General features: G+C 60.6%; 21 protein-coding genes and 1 tRNA gene. 3 read left to right on the top strand and 19 right to left on the bottom strand.

Going from position 1 to position 21,664, the window contains the following annotated elements:
• Positions 1–15: 15 nt before the first annotated feature.
• Both GL4_RS09670 and GL4_RS09665 read left to right on the top strand, forming a co-directional pair.
• Complete coding sequence (locus GL4_RS09670) at positions 16–1,563, top strand: undecaprenyl-phosphate glucose phosphotransferase (RefSeq protein ID WP_045366989.1); 1,548 nt, start codon at positions 16–18, stop codon at positions 1,561–1,563.
• An 85-nt stretch (positions 1,564–1,648) separates the two neighbouring features.
• Positions 1,649–2,848: an O-antigen ligase family protein gene (locus GL4_RS09665; RefSeq protein ID WP_052464338.1), complete on the top strand. Its 1,200-nt coding sequence runs from the start codon at positions 1,649–1,651 to the stop codon at positions 2,846–2,848.
• 617 nt (positions 2,849–3,465) lie between these two features.
• Here GL4_RS09665 and GL4_RS09660 read toward each other — a convergent pair.
• The 17 genes from GL4_RS09660 to GL4_RS09580 form a co-directional block, all read right to left on the bottom strand.
• A complete protein-coding gene (locus GL4_RS09660) occupies positions 3,466–4,569 on the bottom strand; it encodes a tyrosine-type recombinase/integrase (protein WP_045366987.1) in 1,104 nt (367 codons plus the stop codon).
• Positions 4,455–4,757, bottom strand: coding sequence for a helix-turn-helix domain-containing protein (locus GL4_RS18225; protein ID WP_082025600.1), 303 nt, complete (start codon positions 4,755–4,757; stop codon positions 4,455–4,457). The genes GL4_RS09660 and GL4_RS18225 overlap by 115 nt, the downstream gene beginning before the upstream one ends.
• Positions 4,754–4,981, bottom strand: a complete 228-nt coding sequence (locus GL4_RS09655) for a hypothetical protein (RefSeq protein WP_045366985.1) — start codon at positions 4,979–4,981, stop codon at positions 4,754–4,756. Before GL4_RS09655 ends, GL4_RS18225 begins: the two co-directional genes overlap by 4 nt.
• A complete protein-coding gene (locus tag GL4_RS09650) occupies positions 4,974–5,540 on the bottom strand; it encodes a hypothetical protein (RefSeq protein ID WP_045366983.1) in 567 nt (188 codons plus the stop codon). The genes GL4_RS09655 and GL4_RS09650 overlap by 8 nt, the downstream gene beginning before the upstream one ends.
• A 161-nt stretch (positions 5,541–5,701) precedes the next feature.
• Entirely contained in the window at positions 5,702–6,505 is an 804-nt protein-coding gene (locus GL4_RS09645) for a hypothetical protein (RefSeq protein WP_045366981.1), read from the bottom strand.
• Positions 6,506–7,247: 742 nt separating this feature from the next.
• Complete coding sequence (locus GL4_RS17835; RefSeq protein ID WP_208430881.1) at positions 7,248–7,553, bottom strand: hypothetical protein; 306 nt, start codon at positions 7,551–7,553, stop codon at positions 7,248–7,250.
• 295 nt (positions 7,554–7,848) lie between these two features.
• Positions 7,849–8,700: a DNA-processing protein DprA gene (locus tag GL4_RS09635; protein WP_342016306.1), complete on the bottom strand. Its 852-nt coding sequence runs from the start codon at positions 8,698–8,700 to the stop codon at positions 7,849–7,851.
• Between the two features lie 816 nt (positions 8,701–9,516).
• Positions 9,517–10,683, bottom strand: coding sequence for a phage major capsid protein (locus tag GL4_RS09630; RefSeq protein ID WP_052464337.1), 1,167 nt, complete (start codon positions 10,681–10,683; stop codon positions 9,517–9,519).
• A gap of 4 nt (positions 10,684–10,687) precedes the next feature.
• Positions 10,688–11,377: an HK97 family phage prohead protease gene (locus GL4_RS09625; RefSeq protein WP_052464335.1), complete on the bottom strand. Its 690-nt coding sequence runs from the start codon at positions 11,375–11,377 to the stop codon at positions 10,688–10,690.
• A gap of 811 nt (positions 11,378–12,188) precedes the next feature.
• Positions 12,189–12,719, bottom strand: a complete 531-nt coding sequence (locus GL4_RS18220) for a primase-like DNA-binding domain-containing protein (protein ID WP_045366975.1) — start codon at positions 12,717–12,719, stop codon at positions 12,189–12,191.
• Positions 12,720–13,240: 521 nt separating this feature from the next.
• A tRNA-Pro gene (locus GL4_RS09610) sits at positions 13,241–13,318 on the bottom strand.
• 112 nt (positions 13,319–13,430) lie between these two features.
• Complete coding sequence (locus tag GL4_RS09605) at positions 13,431–13,880, bottom strand: MerR family transcriptional regulator (RefSeq protein ID WP_045366970.1); 450 nt, start codon at positions 13,878–13,880, stop codon at positions 13,431–13,433.
• Positions 13,881–13,922: 42 nt separating this feature from the next.
• On the bottom strand, positions 13,923–14,240 hold the full coding sequence (locus GL4_RS09600; RefSeq protein WP_045366968.1) for an integration host factor subunit alpha: 318 nt from the start codon (positions 14,238–14,240) through the stop codon (positions 13,923–13,925).
• Positions 14,241–14,372: 132 nt separating this feature from the next.
• Entirely contained in the window at positions 14,373–15,350 is a 978-nt protein-coding gene (locus GL4_RS09595; RefSeq protein ID WP_045366966.1) for a beta-ketoacyl-ACP synthase III, read from the bottom strand.
• An 18-nt stretch (positions 15,351–15,368) separates the two neighbouring features.
• Positions 15,369–16,412 (bottom strand): phosphate acyltransferase PlsX, encoded by a 1,044-nt coding sequence (gene plsX, locus GL4_RS09590; protein WP_045366964.1) that lies wholly within the window; start codon positions 16,410–16,412, stop codon positions 15,369–15,371.
• Between the two features lie 122 nt (positions 16,413–16,534).
• The gene (locus GL4_RS09585; RefSeq protein ID WP_172653331.1) at positions 16,535–17,089 is read right to left on the bottom strand and encodes a YceD family protein; all 555 of its coding nucleotides are present in this window, start codon (positions 17,087–17,089) and stop codon (positions 16,535–16,537) included.
• Positions 17,090–17,100: 11 nt separating this feature from the next.
• Positions 17,101–17,571, bottom strand: coding sequence for a ubiquinol-cytochrome C chaperone family protein (locus GL4_RS09580; RefSeq protein WP_172653330.1), 471 nt, complete (start codon positions 17,569–17,571; stop codon positions 17,101–17,103).
• A 242-nt stretch (positions 17,572–17,813) separates the two neighbouring features.
• Here GL4_RS09580 and GL4_RS09575 point away from each other — a divergent pair, with 242 nt between their 5' ends.
• Positions 17,814–18,272 carry an outer membrane protein assembly factor BamE gene (locus tag GL4_RS09575; RefSeq protein WP_156137500.1) on the top strand — a complete coding sequence of 153 codons (459 nt, stop codon included), beginning with the start codon at positions 17,814–17,816 and terminating at the stop codon, positions 18,270–18,272.
• A gap of 78 nt (positions 18,273–18,350) precedes the next feature.
• Here the strand turns inward: GL4_RS09575 and GL4_RS09570 are convergent, their stop codons facing one another.
• Together GL4_RS09570 and thiL are read right to left on the bottom strand one after the other, a co-directional pair.
• On the bottom strand, positions 18,351–20,468 hold the full coding sequence (locus tag GL4_RS09570) for a sodium-translocating pyrophosphatase (protein ID WP_045366960.1): 2,118 nt from the start codon (positions 20,466–20,468) through the stop codon (positions 18,351–18,353).
• 194 nt (positions 20,469–20,662) lie between these two features.
• Positions 20,663–21,652 (bottom strand): thiamine-phosphate kinase, encoded by a 990-nt coding sequence (gene thiL / locus GL4_RS09565; protein WP_045366958.1) that lies wholly within the window; start codon positions 21,650–21,652, stop codon positions 20,663–20,665.
• Positions 21,653–21,664 lie beyond the last annotated feature (12 nt).

Below are 21,664 nucleotides of genomic sequence, written 5' to 3'. Positions count from 1 at the left end.
CGGGATCGATCAAGGATGAGCGAGTTAGACGCGGCCGCACACAAGCGCACCGAAGACCGCCGGGCGAAAAAAGGCGGCAACGAAACCCCCTTCCCGGATCGGCGCAAGGCGCCGCGCCCGCCGCTTGCAGAGATTCGCCGGGGCGGCACGCTGCGACTATTGCCGCCGGTCGTGGTTTCGGGCGTGGTCCGTGCCGCCGAGTTCCTTCTCATCGTGCTCCTGGGGCTGGCGATTTATCTCGGCTATGTGGAATACGAGGGAGGCCGGACCCACCTTTTCTATCTCGCCGCCATCTTCGTTGCCGCCTTGGGCTACATGATGATCGCGGATGTGTTCGGTCTCTACAAAGTTCCCTCCTTCAATACCTTCGTACCGAGCTTCACGCGCGTCGTTTTCGCCTGGACCATTGTGATAGCCGGCCTGATGAGCATCGCCTTCTTCAGCAAGATCAGCGCCGACTTCTCCCGCGTCTGGATCGCCACCTGGTACGTGTCCGGGCTCGGGGTGCTCTTCGCCGAACGGCTGATCGTCTCGGTCACGGCCAGGCAATGGCTCAAGGAGGGACGGCTATACAGACGCGCCGTCATTGTGGGCGGCGGCCCGGAGGCCGAGAATCTCATCAAGGCCCTCGAGGCGTCCGCCGATGCGGATATTCGGATCGTCGGGGTGTTCGACGATCGCGGCGCCGACCGGGTCGCGCCGATCATCGCCGGCTATCCCAAGCTCGGCAATATCAACGAGCTCGTGGAATATGCGCGCAATTCGCGCCTGGACCTGCTGATCGTCACCTTGCCGATCACGGCGGAACAGCGCTTGCTGCACCTGTTGAAGAAGCTTCAGGTTCTGCCCGTCGATATTCGCCTGTCGGTGCACGGAAGCCCGCTCAGGTTCCGTCCGCGGACCTATTCGTATATCGGCAACGTGCCGTTCATCGATCTTACCGACAAGCCCATAGCCAATTGGGACGTCGTCAAGAAGTGGCTGTTCGACAAGATCGTCGCCTTCCTCGCCGTGGTGGCGCTGGCGCCGGTCATGGCGCTGATCGCCATCGCCGTGAAGTTGGACTCCAAAGGTCCCGTCCTGTTCAGGCAGAAGCGCTTGGGCTTCAACAACGAGACGATCGACGTTCTCAAATTCCGCTCGATGTATGTCGAGGGCGAAAGCCCCGACGGCCTCGAACAGGTCACGCGTGACGATCCAAGGGTGACCCGTGTCGGGCGCATCCTGCGCAGGACCAGCCTCGACGAGCTGCCGCAGTTCTTCAATGTGCTGAAGGGCGATCTGTCCCTGGTGGGCCCGCGCCCGCATGCGCTTCAATCGAAGGCGGCCGACAAGCTCTATCATGACGCCGTGGATGGGTATTTCGCACGCCACCGCGTGAAGCCCGGCGTCACCGGCTGGGCGCAAATCAACGGCTGGCGCGGGGAAACCGACACGGCGGAAAAGATCGAACGCCGCGTGGAACACGATCTCTACTACATCGAGAACTGGTCCGTGACGTTCGACCTGTACATCCTCCTGATGACGCCGCTCGCCCTGATCCGCGGCGAGAACGCCTACTAGGAGCGATGCCGTGTCCCTGGCCTTCGGCGGAGTAGATGCTCAAGTCCCTGCCACTGCGCATTCGGTAGGCCAATCTGGTGGTCACGTGCGGCCCGGCTTCAAGCGCCTGGTGTTGATCTATCTCTGGCTGGTCATCGTCACTGGCTGCTTCGTCTATGTGGAACCGTCGCCCTATGACGTTCTGCTGCTCGGCGCCACGATCGCCCTGCCTGTCGCGGGCCTCATCGCCCTTCCCCGCGGGTTGTCCGTTTACCTGCTCCTGCTTTGCGGCATCGTTGCGGGCGGCTTCGTGGCTTCGACTCAGGCAGGTCTCTTCGAGGTGCCGGTGAAGCACGTCACCATCACGCTCTATCTCGCTCTTACCTCGTTCGTTCTCGCCGCCTTCATCGCCAAAAACCCGACGCCGCACACGAAGCTGATCATGTCGGCCTACGTGACCGCTGGGCTCATTGCTTCCCTCGCCGCATTGATCGGCTATTTCAACCTGGTGCCGGCCTTTTACGACATCCTGACCGAGTTCGGCCGGGCGCGCGGCACCTTCAAGGACGCCAATGTGCTGGGCGCCTTTCTGGTGCCCGCGATCCTCTACGCCTTGAACGGCATGCTGAACGGCCGCGCTTCGCGCGCGCTGTTATGGAGCGCCGTCCTGATGTTGCTGCTCCTGGCAACCCTGCTGAGCTTCTCACGCGGCGCCTGGATGAATGCCGCCGTGGGGCTGCTGGCCTACGGGTTCTTTGCCTTCGTCATGTCGGACTCAAACCGCAAGCGCGTGAGGCTGCTGGCGTTGGGGATCATGGGCGCCCTCGTTGTCGTGGGCGGCTTGGTCGCGATCGCGACGGTTCCGGAAATCTCCGAGAGGCTCGGCGAACGTGCGAGCTTGGAGCAGTCCTATGACGTCGGGCCGGAAGGACGTTTCGGCGGCCAGCGGAAGGCGGCTGCGCTGGTGGCATCGCATCCGCTCGGCATCGGCGCGCTGGAATTCGCCCGGCTTCATCATCCCGAGGATGTGCATCAGGTCTATCTCAACATGTACCTGAACACCGGGTGGCTCGGCGGGACGTTCTATCTACTGCTGGTGCTGACGACGATTGCTCTCGGGCTGCGGCTCGTCCTCCGCGGCCGCGGGGGTGACGGCATCGGCATCGTGGTGCTGGCCGCGTTTCTCGGAATTGCTGTGGAGGGCTTTGTTGTCGACACCGACCATTGGCGGCACTTCTACCTGATCATGGCGCTGATATGGGGAATGGCGTTGGCGCCCTCCTCCAGGCGACGGCCCTTGCCATAGCGGCAGACACCGCCTGAGAGGCTCGCGTTTAAATATTGAGATAGCGGACAAAAAGAAAGCCCCGGACGGGGGGCTGCCGGGGCTTTCAAACCGGTTCCTGTTTGGGGGGGAACCTGGACGGAGGAGGGAAACTCCGTCACTGGCACGGATAATAGCACCAGCCCGGACCTCAAGAAAATGACAAAATTGTGTTCCCAAGACCTGGTCTGTGGACAGTCGGGGCGTCACCCATCTGCAACAGATTGGGGACTTTCTCATCAAAGAGTCTTGCTGCCCGATATTCGCCCAGATTGGGACGGTAAGATTGCCCCAACGCGCGTTGACGCGGGGGCACACGAGGGAAACGGAGGGAGCCTTGCCATCTGGCAGGGCTTCTTCTGGTTAGAGCGCCAATAACGCCCCACCCCTAACAATCCTCGTATCTTGAGAACGGTCGTCCTTTGGCCGGCAGAGCGGCCATGCGCCCGTCTGCACTGCGCCGGCAGTCTACGTCGGCACAGGCGTCGCAATTTATTTGTGAGGGAAAAGAGTGGTCGGAGCGGGGAGATTTGAACTCCCGACCCCCGGTCCCCCAGACCGGACGTTGCAATGGCTTTTCTTCTCGATTGTCCATGGACTTAGCTTGCTTTCCGACGCTTGGTTCGGGACAAATTTCGGGACTTTTGAACGCCGTCCAGCGCGTCGGCTACTTCTTCCGTTTGCACGTGTGCGTAGCGTGTCGTTGTCTTGATGTCGGCGTGGTTGAGCGCTCGCTGCACGAGTTTCAGATTTCCAGTCTTTCGGAGAAGCTTCGTTGCGAGGTCATGGCGGAAGTCGTGGAAGCGAAACCCCTGAACGTCAGCCTGCGCTCTGAGCCTGCGCCATTGGGTTTTGACGCCGCTGTACGTGATCGGATAGCGCTGCCCCTTGACGCGGCCGTCGCGGCTGCGGGCCGCAACGTATGTGAAGACCCAAACGGGATGCATGCCCCGCAATGGCCAAAGGATGCTTCGGACAGCGGGCGTGATCGGTATGGTGATGGTGCGCCCGCCCTTCCCGCGCTTCGTGATTTGCCCGGTCCCCCAATCGATCTCTGACCACCGGAGCAAACACTCCCGCAAGCGGGCGCCTGACGCTCGCGCGAAGTCGAAAAAGGGCTCGTAGTCGGCTCTCATAGCCTCATCGATCCTTTCGGCTTCGTCGCTTCTCAGCTCTCTCGAGATCTCGTCCGGCTCTTTAAGGCGATGCGTGCGCCAGTTTGGTTCCTGGTCAAAGCGCATGCCCCAAGACTGCCTTGCTCGGGTGAATATCTTCTGCAGGACCTGTGTCGTGGAGCGGTTTACCGTTGCCGGTGAAACGAGCGGCGCATTCGGCTTGCCCTTGACCCGGTGACCGCGCCTCCACGCGACTAGCCGCGCTACCTCATCGTCGTTGATATCGGCCAGGCGCTTTTCTCTGCCGAAATAGCCAATGAGCCGTTCGATATCCCGCCAAGTGCCTGCGGAGTCCGCATGATGACAGCCGACCTCCGCCCAATACCGCCCTGCCGCGAGGTCGATCGTGAGCGCCGCCGCCCCGCCTGACGCGAGCTTCAGAAGATCCTTCGCTTGCTCGCGCTCTCCGCGCTCTACCGCTTCTGCTTCCCGTCGGCTCTTGCACCTTGTAGAGCCGTGAAAGCGACGACCTCGCATTTGGAAGTCGTAGTGGTAGAACGGCGAGCCTTTCGGTCGGTAGACCGACATGGAATCTCGCGCTCCCTTCGGGCTTCGATAAAGTCCGCCAAATCGGACTCGGTGAACCTACGTCGCGGCTTGTTGCTTCCGCGTCCAACGTTAATGAAGAGCAGTTCGCCAGCCTTGACGTGTGCGTCGAGGGTCTTCCTCGAGACGTTAAGGCGGGCCGCCGCTTCGGATGGCGTGAGAAGTCTCATGCGCCACAGACCTCATCGTCGGTGTCAATGTTTTGAGCGATGAGGTGCTGGGCCGCCAAGACGAACATTTCACCCGTAGAGTCGAGATCCTCTGGGCTGATCCGGTAAACGCATTCGTCACTGTCGCCTTGGTTGACCACGACGAGCACATCTCCGGTGCAACTGGGATGCTCCCCGAGCCGAACGCTGCGCAGCGGGATGATTTTGACCGATGGCTCAACCATCCGCATACCCTGCTCTCTCGTCTTCTTTGAGTGCCAGCATGACCTGATCTATGGCGGCGGACCGCATGGTGAAAACGTGGCCGCACCAGCCCGCTCCGACCGCATCGTAGGTATCGGGGCGTCGCGCCACAGCGCGTCTGACTTTCTCGCTGTCGGTGAACGCAAGGCGATACTTCTCACCCTCGACGATCATCTCTATCCAAGCCATCGACCCGTCCGATGCGACATCGACCTGTCGCACAACCTCAGAGCCGGCGACAAACGCCGTTGCGAGCGCCACTGTCAGAGCCATCTTGGGCCCAAGTGGGCATCCAGGCCGCGGAATGAGCTGGAGGTCCATAGCGCGAACCGCCACCGACGCTGCATCGACGGTGCGTCGTGCCGCCATACACAGCACGCAAAGGGCTGCGTGGATTGGTTCCAACTGAAATGCGTACGGGCCTCGGGGACCGTGGGGGATCAACGACTTCTCACGCAAAGGACGAATGCGCTTGTCCACCTCGCCAGGCGGATAGCCAGACAGCGCGGCAAGCAGGCCCTCTAGTTCACGTGAGTTCATGGATTCGCGCCTCTGTCGTCATAATGACAACTGCGAGGCTAGGGATCCGTCCGGCTGCAGTCAATGGTCATTCTGTCGATTACCCACAAATGCAAGGGAGCTCGCAGCTGTGCACCGGCCGAGCCTGTAGGCGCCCGGCCGGCCAATCAGCCAAAATCTACCTAGGCGTTCGCTCGGAACTCGGCGATGGGATCGAAACCAGCAGCTGCAGCGGCCTCACGATATACCGAGCCAATGGCTGCCAACTCGATGTCATCTATGGTGTCGCTTTCGGTGGCTTCGATCGCTTCCATGTCATACCGACCCTCGATCGCACTATACAGAGCCAGCTTGACGGCCCTGCTAGCAGCTCCCGTCACATCCATGTTGGCTATCTGCTGCGCCAGCCCGCAGACTTGTTCATCGAACCAGCAAAGAAGCTCTTGCTCCAACGCTTCGGCCCGGTACTTCCGCCGGATAGCCGACACTCTCCTTTTCCAAGAGCGCCATTCTTTCTCCGCGAGCCGCTTCGATGTGTCCAGCGCATCCTGCTCACTGTTGGCGTCCGGATACGGCTGCCATCGCAGCATGTCTTCTGAAAGACCGCCAGGCCTTCTCGGGCATTTTATCGAACGCTTTGCAGATCGGAATATGGCCGCGGCCTCGGAACTGCTGATACGAAACTCCCTAACGAGCCAGATTCCGTCCTCACACTTTACCGGATCAACGCGATCCAATTCATACAGCAGGTGGTTTTCCGTTTTCTCAAACTGGATGCACTCCATGTGACCGGCGCTGTCGGGAGTCCACGGACATTCGAGTTCTCTGATTTCCTCGGAAGTGCCGCACCGCGCGTCCTCATGGGCGTCGTTTAGCCTCATATATTCGACATTCGCTTCGATGTAGCGCTGCCAGATCCGCCGCGCGAATTCGTCCGCGTTCAGCGGCCGTCCTTCGAACTCGGACGTCGTCGTACAAACATTCATGACACTCTCCCTACTAACTTTTCTCGGTGATCCATCCGCCACAGCGGCGGCAGGTACACAGCATGCTACTGCGCCGGCGACGCCTGCGCGCATCACGTCACGTCTTGCTAGTTGGGTTTTCATGGATTGGTTCTCTCAGTTGGGCTTCCTACAGCCGCGCTGGTAATCAGCACCAGCAGCCGGGAGTTAGGAACCTGACTGAGAGACAGGTCGGTGGCTTTTAGGTTACCCCTGGACATGGCGCACCGCTCCCGGCCAATATGCGGCCAGGTCGACGCGCGCACGCCAATGCGCCGTCCCTTCGGCTTACCCCGCGCCAACGGGGAGCCTATCTCAGTCCGGGTTCCTACACCCACCGGACATGCTCCACTGATTTGTGAACGGTGACAAGCCCCTCTGGGGGTCTCGCCTATTGCGGTTTCTCCAGGTTGGTAACGCTTGCGCACCCGCTGCAACGGACATTTGCTGCCACAACCTGTGGTGATAGAGTTTGCTGGTTCGTTGAGCAGAGCACGAAATGGCGACCATCGATGAGCCGAGCATCAGGGCGTGGAAATAGAATTAATTCGGGCTTCGCTTTGAACAAGGCCGAAGCCGAAGAAGTCGAGCGTATTGCCGAGAGAATATTGCGGATGCTCGAACCGGACGAAGATGCTGACAAGAATGACCCGGGAGTTCCGCCGGCGGGTTCCCGGCCCACACAGGATACGGACTAGTTTTAGACTTCGTGTGTCCGAACAGCCTAATCGTCGGGCAAGAACACACGCCGGGCGATGAAGACCCCATCGATCCGAACGCCTGGAAACCGGTTGCGAAGGCAAATCTCCATAGCCCGAAAATGCGTTCCAGCCGTCAACATATCGTCGATTATGCCGATCTGTTTGGGTGGCGGCGCGCAAAGAGATTCATCGATTTCGTAACACTCCAGCAAGTCTTCCACGGTTGGCCTCACGTCCGACTCGTGGAACGCATCCATCGATGTCGTCTGACGAACGATCTCGCGAAGATCAATCTCAACATCCGCGTTGATGCCCTGACAAATCTGCACCACTCGGTCGTCATACTCGGGATGATCGCGTGCCTTTGACGGTGGGGTTGGAACGAGCGTTGCTTTTGCGAGCCAACGTTCGTCCAGGGCACATGAGAAAAGCCTCGAGCAGCGAGCTATCGCTCGTCTTTTGTACGCATACTCGGGACGTCCTCTCTTGGAAGGGCTCTTTTTCAGATTGCTAATGAGATCATTGGTTGGACTGTAGCTAAACCCCCCGCGGGACGTGTACTCGTGCAGAAACCAACACCGATCGTCTGGTGTCAATCGCGGGTGATCAGGGAGATGAATGCTTTCAATTCGCTGTAGACGCGGCATTTTGGTCAAGGGCATGCCAGATGTCATCGAGCGTTTTGATACGAATTGCGCCTTGCTCCACGAACCGGGCGGGCCAGGTCAGTTCTGGGCGGTTGAAGCAGCTGTCCAAAATCATCAGCTTGCGGCCCTGGTACAAGGCTGCTCGCGCTTGCGTCAGCGTCCCTGACGTCTCTCCCGCCTCAACGATAATTGTTGCTTCGGTCAGCGCACTCATCGTGGCGTTTCGCTCTGGGAAAAAGAGCCTATTTTGCGGCGGCTTTTGCCTAAGATAGCGGAGCACTGGAACCTGTGAAATCAGCAGGTAGTTTCGCGCAATCTCATCCTGGAGCTGTCGGTTTTCTCTCGGATACGACGTGTGAATTGGTGTTCCGATGACCCCAACGGTTAGGCCTCCAGCCTCCAGCGCCGCTGTGTGAGCAGCAGTATCAATTCCAGTCGCAAGCCCGGAAACCACCGTAAAGCCGTGCTGGACAAGCTCCCGACTTATCATTCGAGCCCGTTGCACGCCCTCCTCGCTCGGCTTCCGGCTCCCAACAACAGCTACGCATCGGGTCTCAGCAACGTCCCAAATACCTCTGAAGTACAGAAGCTCAACAGGGTGTTTGGCGTCACGCAATTTTTGGGGATAGTCGCCAGCATGATGGATGCGCACCCCGAACCGCCCAACGCCAGCAGCATCGAAGGTTTGCAGCACCTCACTTGTGCATTCTTCGGATTCACTCGGCGGCACGAAATCAGAGGGTAACGCGTCCTTGTCAGCCGCAAATCTCTCGGCAATGGATTTGAAGGTCGCTCCCTTCCTAAGCCACAATGCCTCATAGGCGCCCAACTCCCTCAGGGGAGAGATCGGAGCATGAGCTGGATCTGGCTTTCGTGCAAAACTAAGCATGGGTTCTGAAAGTCTCAGTGACGCTACACAACTTACGACTACACTCCTGTTCGAGTCCCTGGGTCATCGGACATCTCCCGTGGATGATGTGTGGATAGCGGGGACAATGCAGAATCATCACAGGACCGTAGGATACCAGAATGTTCCTGTTTTGTTTATGCCCATGCTCCTTATGCCTAACGCCCTGACCATGGCGTTTGATCCCCACTCTGCTCGTCGTCCCAGCCGCTCTACCCAAGTCATTCGCCCAACCGGTGCACCACCCGCGAGACAATTGCATCCGTGCGTACACTGGTGAGAGTGACGTTCCCGGCAACCTCTGTCCGACCCGCAGAGTTTTGAATACGACGCTGGATCTCCATGATCCTCACGCCGTCCGTGTCGGGCCTGATGGCATCAGCCGAACTCACTCCCGGAAACTCGGCGCGGACGGCCTCTAGGATCGCCGGCCAAGACGTGAAGCGGCATAGTCACTGGGCCCGGTCGCCCCGTGAGCATCTCAGCGATCGACTGCCCTTCCGCCGCGTCCGCATACACTGGTTTTTCGAACGGATGCGGCTGAGCAATGATTTCGACCGCACCGCCAGCTTTGTGTGTGCGTTGCGGAGGGCGATCAGGGATCGAGGGTTTTATTCTCTGCATGGCCTAGCTCTGCCTACAAATCGCGAAACATCTGACGGGGACGGAGACCCTCACCACTGTCTCCGCCCCCTTGGATGGCCCGGCCGCCGCGGCAATGAAGCGGCGGCCCTAGCCCTAAGCCTCACACTTGAGCAGCTTGATCGCATCCGAATTGGCGACGTCACCGCCGACACGCCGATACGCGTACAAGATCACGTTTGGCTTGTCGGTGAAGGGATCTCGCAGCAGCTTCAAACCCGGACGCTCGACGATGAGGTAGCCATGCATCCAGTTCCCAAACGCGACGGGAAACTCATTCGCCCCGAGGTCCGGCATGTTCTCATCGAACTCGACGGGGTAGCCGAACAATGAGGGCGGCGCACCGGCGGTCGCCCCGTCCCGCCAGAGATAGTTTCCTTGCCCGTCTTTGAATTGATCGATCACACTCGCTGTGTTCGAGTTCATCAGCCAAGTAGCCCCTCGACGATAGGGTGCCCGCAGCGACCACATGAGTTGCTTGAGCTGGTCCGCCGGATTGCTGGTTTTGAAATTGCTGGCATGCCCCGTTTTCACGTATTGGAGCGTGCCGAACGGTCGCGTGAAATCGTCATCGAGGCTCTTATCATGCGCCAGGAACCCACGCGGCTGCAGGGGCGTGTCGCCAAGTATAAACGCGCGAGCGTCTGAACGGGCGAACTTGTCGTTGATCTTGCCATCGAGCCAGGCGCCGACATCGCGATGCGCCGTATCCAGCAGCTTCTGTGTGGCCTTTGGTGCTGCATAAACTTCGCACAGTGGCACCTTGAGCACCCCGACCCTGGGCGTGTCTGTCGCCGGCCGGGAAGCATTTTCGCCAACCCACGTCGCACCGGCCTCATCGAGATCGATCTCTTCCTCGAATGAATCTCCGCCATCCAAAGTCTCGATACGCGCGAGTCGGCGGATCGGCGATTCCTCGAATAGCCGCGTAATCATCTGCGTGCTGCGTTGTGGAAGGACGAAGTAGCCTCCGTCGGGGTCGCTGCCCACCGAGAGCGCCTTGATCTCGCTGACATCGCCGTTGCCGGCGCTACGGGCAAACTTGTCCATCGCCTTGAGCTCATCCGCCAAGGAGGCACGATCAATCGTATCCTTTCCGACGGTGGCAGTGGGGCCTGAGCCTAAGCCCTGGCGCTGCATGCGAACCTCAAGGGCTTCGCGCTCTTTGCGTTCGTCATCGAGTTTTGCAGTGAGTTTGGCGAAGCCTTCCGATGTGGCCTTCGTCATGTCCTCAACCGCTTTTTCCAACAGTTCAGGGTCCATCTTTCTAAAGTCCTTTTGTGATGTTGCGGATGTTGAGTGCGCCGGCTGTCAGCGCCTCCTGGATTCGGCCCGGTACATCCGCAGCATCCCGCTGCTTCAATGCCGACTTCAGGCCCTGTGCGACAATCGCCTTGGCCAGTCTTTGCGAACACCCAGCGTCCCGCAGGATCTCTTCGCAAATTCGTTCGGTGATGGCGGGATCTTGCGCCTGCGCCGACTTCACCGAGATCAGCTTGGCGCTCGAATTGGCAGGCAAAGCGACCAGGCTGACTTCGAGCAATTGGATCTCGGTCAGAAGTCGATTGCCGCGCTTGGTACGTTCCGCCGACTTCGTACGGTAGCCGATGCTGAGCCCCCTAACTGCCCCATCCTTGACAAGCTCGAAGATCTCTCGAGCGGCGGTATTGCTGAGCGTGATTTTTCCTTGCACGCGGAGCCCAGTAGCGTCCTCGGACAGCTGATCCCACTTTCCGATGACCTCCGATGGGTTGTGGCTCCAGAACATCGGAACAGGGTCGCGGCCGATCTGCGCGAGAGACTTGGTGAAGGCACCCGGCTCGATGACATCGCCATACGAGTCAACATTGCCGAAGGCGGCTGCATAGCCATCGAGTGCGCCGGACGAGGCTGTGCTCGCGAACTTGAACTCGATCGGTGTGCCGACACGCTCTGCGATTGTGTGATTGGTGCTCAAGTCAAATTCCTCCTATCGAGCAGCGGAGGACCGGCTTTGTAGCGGTCCTTTGAGATCACATGGCTTTTGTGATCCGCCCGCGCCTTCGTCCCGAAGGCTCGATTGGAGGTCGTTGCATTCGTCCCGAACGCACTGACCGAAGCAGCCGTCCTCAAGATGAGTCGCGCCGGTGATTCTGTCAACATCGAAGGCCGGGGCACGGCGCAACACCGTTCCGACCAAGTTTGATTTCTTTGATTTCGACGCAAAAAATCCAACGACTCTGGCTCAGAAAAAAAATCGTGAGCGTGACCCCCCGTGCGGTCAGGGCACCCCCACCGCCCGAAGACTTGGACCCCCCGGCCCTTCGCCCCGATCTGAGGCCTGAGTTCCGCTGATTGACCCTGTCCAATGCCCCGCGCCTTCCAAACCCGTGGGATGATCGAAGGGCTTACTCCGATGTCGGATGAAACCGGTTCCTTTGGCGCACCGGTTTTCGCCTCGAGGTCGCCGACATGCCGACATTGATGTCCAACCAACGGCGCTTCTTGCTGCATCTGTTGGTTTCCAACACCTTCTGGAAGGTTTGGACAGTTGGGGGAAGAAGCTCGAAAACCCTCCGCCCTCTCTTTCTCAAGATAGATCAACCACCTACCTCCCCAATCTGGAGGGTTGGAGGGTTTGGAGGGTTATTTCCTAGACACATGGAAAAATCTTTCTCTCTCTCTCGCTATGACTCATGCCATTGCGCGCATACGCGTAAGGGAAAACTGTCCAAACCTTCCAACCGTCCGGAACCCGTTGCGTTTAGCCGCTTCCACGGCCCGGACACCTATTTGCCGACCCTCCGAACCCTCCGGGACATGTTGCTCTTTGGTGGATCGTCGGAAGGTCGTGCGCGGCTAACCGAGGGGGTCCGGGGGATTCGCAGCCTGATATCGAGGTAAGAGACGCAACCACTGCGCACCTTTCGAAGCCCCAACGATCGCAATGCGCGGCCGAAGGCCGTCTGCGATACGGGGCGATGACCGTGCGCCTCAGTCCATTCGACATAGGCCCGGTAAAAGGTTTGGGCGTTCAACTGCACCCCATCTTTGGGCGACGTCCGCTTGGCGACGAAATCTCTAACCGTGGCCGACGCCGGCGTAGAAGGCGGCGGGTCTGCGAATTTGCCGGGAGTTGGAAGCACGGCCTGGCGCCTCCAGATCTCGACTGCCGCAGCCTTGCCGAAGAGCTTGTGGGCTTCGCGCACCACCTCGAGAGCCGCGAGGATTTCGTCAGGGCGCGCCTTGTGGAATTGCTCGCCCCCGCCGCTCGAACGCAAGCGACGAGCCTCCGACTGTCCAGTTGGACGCTTAGACATCGCGTCGCCCCCCTGCCACGTTCAATCCGACTACGGTCGCCGCCAATCGAGGATGGCGCGCCTTGACCGTCGCCGGCGGATCCCACGAGCGACGCCCTTCCCGATCGCGTTGATCGAGACGCTTAAACTCTGAAGCCATGCGGCAGAGGAACGACCAAGCGCCCGCGTCGCGGGCGGCCTCTCGATCGAAGCGCATGGCCATTAGGAGGTCGTACATCTCCGCACCACGGGCCATACGGCGGTTGTGCCAAGATTGCCGACATCGAGCTGAACAGAAGCCTTGGGAGCGACGCCCGGCAAAGTGAGCCCCACACTCCCGGCAAGGGCCGCGAGGCGCGTCACTGCGCTCGTCTCGCGACGCGTCTAAACGCGACGGGAGCAGAACGTCCGTTGAACATCCTTCGGGACTATTTCGGGAGTTTTTGCGCTCATCCCTTCCGGATGACGCCCTTTCGTTCCCATTTGCGCCTGAATGGCGGCAACAACCAAGTCCTGAGACCCGTTGAGAATTGGGGGGAAAGTGGTCGGAGCGGGGAGATTTGAACTCCCGACCCCCGGTCCCCCAGACCGGTGCGCTAACCGGGCTGCGCTACGCTCCGACATTCCGGTATTGGGCGACCTGCATATACCGGTTCGCGCATCATAGACAAGCCAAAGCAGCCCAATGCCGGGGAATTCTTCGTCTGCGGTCGTGATGATCCGTCTCGGTCTTCAGTCTTGACGGTCGGCATTCGCAAGGATCTGACGGCAGGACTCGAGCTCGTCGATCAGCGCGGTGAAATCGTCCTCGTTCGAGCCGAACCCCTGCGAGACCGCACTTCGGACCACCTCGGCGGCCACGTCGGGAATATCCCTCGCCGTGGTTTCATCGTCGGTGCCGGCCGAGTCGCTAAGCCCCTGATACTCCATCACGTAGCGGGGCCCTTGCTCACGCAGGATCTTCTGAACGCCGCGAATGGTGTAACCGTCGCTATAGAGCAACAGCCGAATGCCCTTCAGGAGCGCCACGTCCTCCGGACGGTAGTACCGGCGGCCGCCGCCTCGCTTCATCGGTTTGAGTTGGCTGAACTTGGCTTCCCAGAACCGTAAGACGTGTTTAGGGACGTCCAATTCATCCGCGACTTCGCTGATTGTGCGAAAGGCCTCGGGTGCCTTGTCCAAAGCACTCCTCCTGGCGGATCGATAGCGCTCGTCTTGGGACCCCTAGTCTTGGGAGTTGCCCCCGGACAACGACTCGTTGATCCGCTGCTTCATGATGTTGCTGGCCCGGAAGACTAGCACGCGCCGCGGCGTAATGGGCACTTCCTGGCCCGTCTTCGGGTTCCGGCCGATCCGCTCGCCTTTTTCGCGGATTCCGAACGACCCGAAGGACGATAATTTGACCTGGTCTCCGTTCTCCAAGCTCGACACGATCTCGCGGAGCACCAGCTCCACGATTTCCGCCGACTCATTTCTCGGAAGGCCAACTTTTTTGAACACGGCTTCCGCGAGGTCCGCCCGTGTCAATGTCTTCCCGCCCATCGTCGTACTGCTCCCCCAAAGTCGCGGGACGAGCAAGGATGCTAGCCGAGCGGGCAAGGACGGGTCAATTGCCCGTCGTATCAAATTCCTGATTTTGCGTCATAATCTCGACAGGTGTGGCTTTCGCAGCACTTACCAGCGGATCAGCAAGGCGCCCCACGTGAAGCCGCCGCCCATCGCCTCCAACAGAACCAGGTCGCCTTCCTTGATGCGGCCGTCCGTGCACGCCGTCATGAGCGCAAGTGGTATGGACGCCGCCGATGTATTCGCATGCTTGTCGACGGTCATGACAAGCCGTTCGCGCTCCAGACCAAGTCTTCGGGCGGCGCCGTCCAAGATGCGTTTGTTCGCTTGGTGCGGCACGAACCAGTCAATGTCGGCTGGGGTCAACTCCGCTTTTTGCAAAGTTTCCAATATTACGTCGCTAATCTTGGTAACGGCGTGCCGGAAGACCTCCGGTCCGTCCATGCGCAGATGACCAACCGTTCCGGTTGAGGACGGTCCGCCATCCACGTAGAGCTTGTCGCGATACCGCCCATCCGACCGCAAGGTCGTCGCCAGCACCCCTCTTTCGAGAAGCGCGCCATTGGGCTTCTGCGCTTCGATAACGAGCGCCCCGGCCCCGTCGCCGAACAGGACACACGTGGACCGGTCCTCCCAATCGAGGATGCGCGAAAAGGCTTCGGCGCCGATCACGAGGGCCCGCTTGAACTGGCCGCCCTTCAGGTAATTGTCGGCCGTGGCCAGCGCGAAAACGAAGCCCGAGCAAACGGCCTGAACGTCGAAGGCGGCTCCCTCCGTGATCCCAAGCTCCGCCTGGACCGTGACGGCGGTCGCCGGAAAGGTTTGATCCGGCGTTGAGGTGGCAAGCACGATCAGGTCGATATCCTCGGCATCGATCTGGGCGTGTTCGAGCGCCCTCTTCGCGGCCTCGATCGCCATGTGAGACGTGAGTTCGCCATCGGCGACGATGCGGCGCTCGCGGATGCCCGTCCGGGCCACGATCCACTCGTCGGACGTGTCCACGGTCGCGGTCAGGTCTTCATTGGTGACAATACGGTCGGGCAGATAACCGCCGACACCTCTCACCACTGACCGCAAATTCGACAAGTAACCTACTCCGCCCGCTTAAGCCGCGCCGTCGAGCTCGAGCTTCTCGTGGAAATGCGCGACGTCGGCGCCAAGGCGTTCGACGACGCCACTGAAGGCCATTTCGTAAGCCAGGTCGACCGCGCTCGCGAAACCCGTCTCATCGGTCCCGCCATGGCTCTTCACGACAATTCCGTTCAGGCCGAGGAAGATACCGCCATTGAGTTGCCGGGGGTCCATTTTTTCTTTCAAGGCCCGGAATGCGCCCTGCGCCAGCAGCGCCCCAAGCCGGGACAGGAACGATTGCCCCATGGCCGCTCTCAGATATTGAGCGATCTGCTTAGCCGTTCCCTCGGCGGTCTTCAAGGCGATGTTCCCGGTGAAGCCGTCGGTCACGACGACGTCCACGGCCCCATGGCCGATATCGTTGCCTTCGATAAATCCGTGGTAGAGGATGGGGAGCGGCGCCGCCTTGAGGAAGGCCGCTGCCTCGCGGATCTGCTCGACGCCTTTGACCTCCTCCACGCCGATATTCAGGAGCCCAATGGACGGCTTCTCCATGCCGAGAAGCGCCCGCGCCATGGCCGCGCCCATGAGGGCGAATTCGACCAGTTGGCGCGTGTCGGCGCCCACATTGGCCCCCACATCGAGCACGATGCACTCCGCGTCCACGGTGGGCCAAATGGCGGCGATGGCGGGCCGGTCTATGCCCTTGACCGTCTTCAGGCAGAACTTGGACATGGCCATCAGAGCGCCGGTATTGCCGGCCGAGACGACAGCATGCGCCTGGCCGTCCCTCACGGCCTGGATCGCGAGCCACATGCTGGATTTCCAACGCCCGTGACGGAGCGCCTGGCTGGGTTTGGCGTCCATGGCAATGGCGACGTCCGAATGGATGATCTCGCACTTTGATGCGAGCTCGGCGCGGCCCTGCAGTTCGGCCTCGATCTGAGCCTGATCGCCCACAAGGATGAAGCGCATGTTCGGATGCCGGACGAGGGCGAGTGCCGCCGCAGGAATGACCACGCTAGGGCCGTGGTCCCCGCCCATGGCGTCGAGCGCTATGGTGACTGGAGCAGCCATTCTCCACTACCGATCTGGAAGATTAAGGCCAGGCGCATACGCCGTGGCACCCCCGGAAACCGAACCCGAATAGACGTAAATGCCGGTCAGTGACAACCTGATTTTATGTTTGTACGGGGAACCTAGGACTTCTTGAGGTCCTTGAGGACCGCAAATGGGTTGTTTTTTGGCGTTTCAGCCATCGGTTGGGGGTCCGACCAAGCAAACTCGGCACCTGTCTTTTTCGGATACGGATCGAGCGCGGTGGCGAGGGTCTCGTAGACGAGCGGGCCGAGGTCGATGGCATCTCCTTCTATGGGCTCTGGCCAGTCGATTTCGCCGGCCTGACTGGGATCCTCCGCGCGTGCCTGCAGTGCTTCGATCTTCTCCTGTGGCCAGAATTCGGCCTCGACGGATACGTCGATCCTTCCGGGGACCGGCTCGAGGCTCACCACGCATGTCTGCACCACGTCGGCTTTCAGCCGGCCAGAGACATGCACGCGCTTCCCGGCCCCGTGGCGCACGCGGTAGTCGAATCTGAGCCCATCGAGATCGAGCAGGTCGAGAAGGCCCATGATCGCCCTGCGCTCGTCCTCTGCAATCTCGATCGTCTTCTCCACGCCCGGCTCCATGGTCGCGATCTTGACTTTGTGAGTCAGCGGAGAGCGTTGCAGGTCTTCGTTCTGAGATTGAGTCATCGTTTTGGGTCTCATGCGGCCGGAACGTCCGGAAAACGTATCCGGCCGGCGCAAATGTCCTCGATCGGTTGTGTTTTCAGGTCTTCCAGCATCGCATTTACATACGGTGTCAGCTTGGCGCTGGCCGCCCTGGCCTCCTCCCCGTCCAGCGGCAGGCTATCGGCAATCACCGTTTCCAGCGCCTGTCCACCGGCAGCGGCGGCGCGATCATAGCTCTCTATGAGATTTGCGCCGCCCGCCACGAGCTTGCGGACCTTCTTGGGCACGGATAGATCGCCGACCCCGATTTCGCGCAAAACCGTGTCCATGTCGGCTACGAACCGGTCCGCCAGGGCCTGGGCCGTGGCTGTCGCCTCCGCGCCGGCGCTCTTCAACCGCCGGAAGACGGCAAAGAGGTGGATCGTGAGGATTGAGAACCGGCCTTCAAGCGTATCCGGAACCCCAAGTGTCTGGTAATAAATTGGAAGTCGCGCCTGCGCCATAATCGCATCATAAAGATCGTCTGCATGAGGAGCGCCGCTGCCCCAGGCTTTGGCCCAAGATTTGGCCCAAGATTTGGCTGAAGGCAGCAGGTTGGCGAAAGGCTTTAGAGACCAAGGCATTTCGTCTAGCTTCTACCAGAGATTCTTGGCCAGTTCAGGCCTGTTGAAGGATCCTGTTCGTCCGAGGGGAACGCTCTATTTTGCGAAACGTCAAGCCAGCACCGACAAGGGCAACCTGGCCCGTGCTTGCGGCACTGTTCCTCGGTGCGGCCCCCATGCTCGGCTGCGCGGGTCAGGTCGACCGCCACGGCCATGTCTTCATCGATGTGGATCTCGATCAGGTGCGCCCCGGCATGTCCAAGGCCGACGTCAAGACCGTTCTCGGCTCGCCGGACACGACGAGCGCCATTGGCGGCGACGCCTATTACTACATCTCTTCGACGATGAAGACCGTGGCCTTCATGAAGCCCAGGGAGATCGACCGTCAGGTCGTGGCCGTGTACTTCAACGGGTCCGAGCGTGTGACCGAGGTGGCCAAATACGGCATCAAGGACGGCCAAGTCGTCAATTTCTACAAGGGCGAGACCCCGGCCCGCGGCAAGGACCTGAGCTTCCTCGAGCAGATGTTCGGCAACCTCGCCAATCGCCAGCTGTTCAAGGATCAGACCGGCGCCGGCGCTTCCGGTATTCCCGGCATCTAAGTCCACAATGAAAAGCCCCGCTCCTTATGAAGGAACGGGGCCGGTTTTCTACGTCAGCGGCTTTAAGGCCGTCTGCACCTATTGGTGTGCGAGCACAGCGAGGAGCAGCAATGCCACGATGTTCGTGATCTTGATCATCGGGTTCACGGCGGGGCCGGCAGTATCCTTGTAAGGATCGCCGACCGTATCGCCGGTCACCGCGGCTTTATGGGCCTCGGAGCCCTTGCCGCCGTGATTGCCGTCTTCGATGAATTTCTTGGCGTTGTCCCAGGCACCGCCGCCCGCCGTCATGGAGATGGCGACGAACAGGCCCGTGACGATCACGCCGAGGAGCATCGCGCCGAGCGCCGAGAAGGCGGCGCTCTTGCCCGCGATCCAGTCGATCAGGAAGAAGAAGATCACCGGAGACAGGACCGGCAGCAGCGAGGGAACGATCATCTCCTTGATCGCCGCCTTGGTCAGCAGGTCCACGGCGCGGCCATAGTCCGGGCGATCCTCGCCCTTCATGATGCCCGGCTTCTCCTTGAACTGGCGGCGCACCTCTTCGACGATGGCGGAGCCCGCACGTCCCACGGCCGTCATGGCGATGCCGCCGAACAGATACGGCAGCAGACCGCCGAGGAAGAGGCCGACCACCACATACGGGTTCGACAGCGTGAAGGCGGGATCGACCCCCTCGAAATACGGATACTTCGCCGCGTTGGCCGCGAAATATTTGAGGTCTTCCGTATACGCTGCAAACAGCACCAGCGCGCCGAGGCCCGCCGAACCGATGGCATAGCCCTTGGTGACGGCCTTGGTGGTGTTGCCGACGGCGTCCAGAGCGTCCGTGGTCTCACGCACGTTCTCCGGCAGTCCCGCCATCTCCGCAATGCCGCCGGCATTGTCGGTGACGGGGCCGAAGGCATCGAGCGCGACCACCATACCCGCCAGCGCAAGCATCGTCGTCACAGCGATGGCGATGCCGAACAGGCCTGCGAGGTTAAAGGTGACGATGATACCCGCCATGATCACGAGCGCGGGCAGCGCCGTGGACTCGAGCGACACCGCGAGGCCCTGGATGACGTTCGTGCCGTGTCCCGTGACCGACGCTTTCGCGATCGAGTGCACAGGCCGGAACTTGGTCGAGGTGTAGTACTCGGTGATGACCACGATCAGGGCGGTCACGACAAGCCCAGCCACGCCGCAAAGATAAAGCGACATACCTGTGAAGCTGACGGTGCCGAACGACATGGTCGTGTCCATGCCGATCATCGCAGCCGTGACCGGCCACAGCGCGATCAGTGACAGGATGCCGGTCACGATGACGCCCTTGTAGAGCGCCCCCATGATGGACTTGCTGGCGCCTAGCCGGACGAAGTAGGTGCCGATGATCGAGGTGATTACGCAGGTGGCGCCAATGGCGAGCGGATACAGCATCATCGGCTCGGTCAGCGCGCCGGTGAAGTAAATGGATGCCAGGACCATCGTCGCCACGACCGTGACCACATAGGTCTCGAAGAGGTCGGCAGCCATGCCGGCGCAATCGCCGACATTGTCGCCCACATTGTCCGCGATCGTTGCGGGGTTGCGCGGATCGTCTTCGGGGATGCCTGCTTCGACCTTGCCGACTAGATCGCCGCCGACATCCGCACCCTTGGTGAAGATGCCGCCGCCCAGACGGGCGAAGATGGAGATCAACGAGGCACCGAAGCCGAGGGCCACAAGCGCATCGATCACGTTGCGGGACGAAGCCTCGTAGCCGAGGATCGTCGTCAGGATCCAGAAATAGATTGCGACGCCAAGAAGCGCGAGGCCCGCCACAAGGAGGCCGGTGATGGCGCCCGACTTAAATGCGAGGCTAAGACCGTCCGCGAGGCTCTTGGTCGCGGCCTGAGCGGTGCGCACATTGGCCCGTACCGAGACGTTCATGCCGACAAAGCCTGCCATGCCGGAAAGAATGGCGCCGATTGCGAAGCCGATGGCCGGCAGGATGCCGAGCAGGAAGAAGAGGATGATGAAGATCACCACCCCGACCAGGCCGATGGCCTGATACTGGCGGGAAAGATACGCCTGCGCCCCCTCTTGGATGGCGGCGGCGATTTCCTGCATTTTGGGTGTGCCTGCATCGGCAGCCAGGATCGCGTTCCTGGTCAGAACCCCGTACGCGATCGAAAGCGCGCCGCAGGCCATAATGAGATAGAGAACCCATGTCATAGAAGACCGTCCCTGATTATTGAATTTGTTGGACTTTGAATGAATCGCGGCTGCTTGAATGACATGGCAAGTGTCCGCCGCTTGTTTCCCCCGTGAGTGGACTTATGCCGCCGCGGAAAATGCCAAAGTTGTCGCACCGACGCAACAGACGCGCGTGGTCCTAGTACGAAGGGTGTAGACGGCTGCTTCCGAGCCTAGAAGTGGCTAAAGCCCTTGTTTTTCAGGGTCAGTTCAGCGCCGCGCTCATCCAACACGCGAATCCCGTCGCCGGCCGTGACTATGCCTAATTGCGTGAAGTCCACGCCGTACTCTTCAACTTCTGATTCGAAAAGGTCCGCCGAGGACTCCGAAACGGCGATCACAGGCACGTAGTCGTCGCCGGCCGTCAGGAGGTCCGGCAGCAGATCCGGCGCGGCCTCGAGCGCTTTCCTTGCCGCCGCTGAGAACGGTACGCGGCCGGTCTCGATCTCGGCTCCCACGTGCGAGACGGTGCAAAGCTTCTCGATATCCGCCGCCAGCCCGTCCGACACGTCGATCGACGCCTTGGCGAAGTTCCGGACCAGGAGCGCCTCGACCGTCCCGACCGGCGGACGACGGTAGCACTCCGTGAGATAGGCGACGTCATCTTCCGAAAGCCCCCAGCTCTGCGCCAGCGAGGGGTCCTTCAGAAGTCTCAATCCCAAGCAGGAGTCCCCGATCGTGCCGCCCACATAGAGGCGGTCGCCGGGCTTCGCGCCAAGCCGCGTGATTGCAGCCTCGTGCTGCACAAGGCCGAGCGCCGTGATGGTGATGGTGAGAGGGCCGGACGTGGCGGTGGTGTCGCCGCCGATCAGCGAGATGTCCGTCAGTTCCTGGACCTCGGCGAGCCCCTCCGCGAAGGCTTCGAGCCACTCCATCTCGGTATCGCGCGGGAGGGCGAGAGAAAGCGTGTAAGCATATCCGTGGGCGCCTTTGGCCGTCAGGTCCGACAAGTTGACTGCCAGGGACTTGTAGCCGATGGCCGCCGGCGGGTCGTCGGGAAGGAAGTGGACCCCGCTGACGAGCGTATCGCACGTCACCACGAGCTGATGATCGTCGGTGACCGTCAGGACGGCGGCGTCGTCCTTAAGGCCGAGCGCGCCGGTCTCCTTGGCAAGTGGCGCAAAAATGCGGGCGATGATGTCGAACTCTCCCGCAAGTGCCATGGCGCCAGCTCC

It is taken from the genome of Methyloceanibacter caenitepidi, from assembly GCF_000828475.1.
Lineage (GTDB): Bacteria > Pseudomonadota > Alphaproteobacteria > Rhizobiales > Methyloligellaceae > Methyloceanibacter > Methyloceanibacter caenitepidi.
The sequence above is the reverse complement of the archived record's forward strand: the minus strand, read 5'-3'. Positions and strand labels throughout refer to the sequence as shown.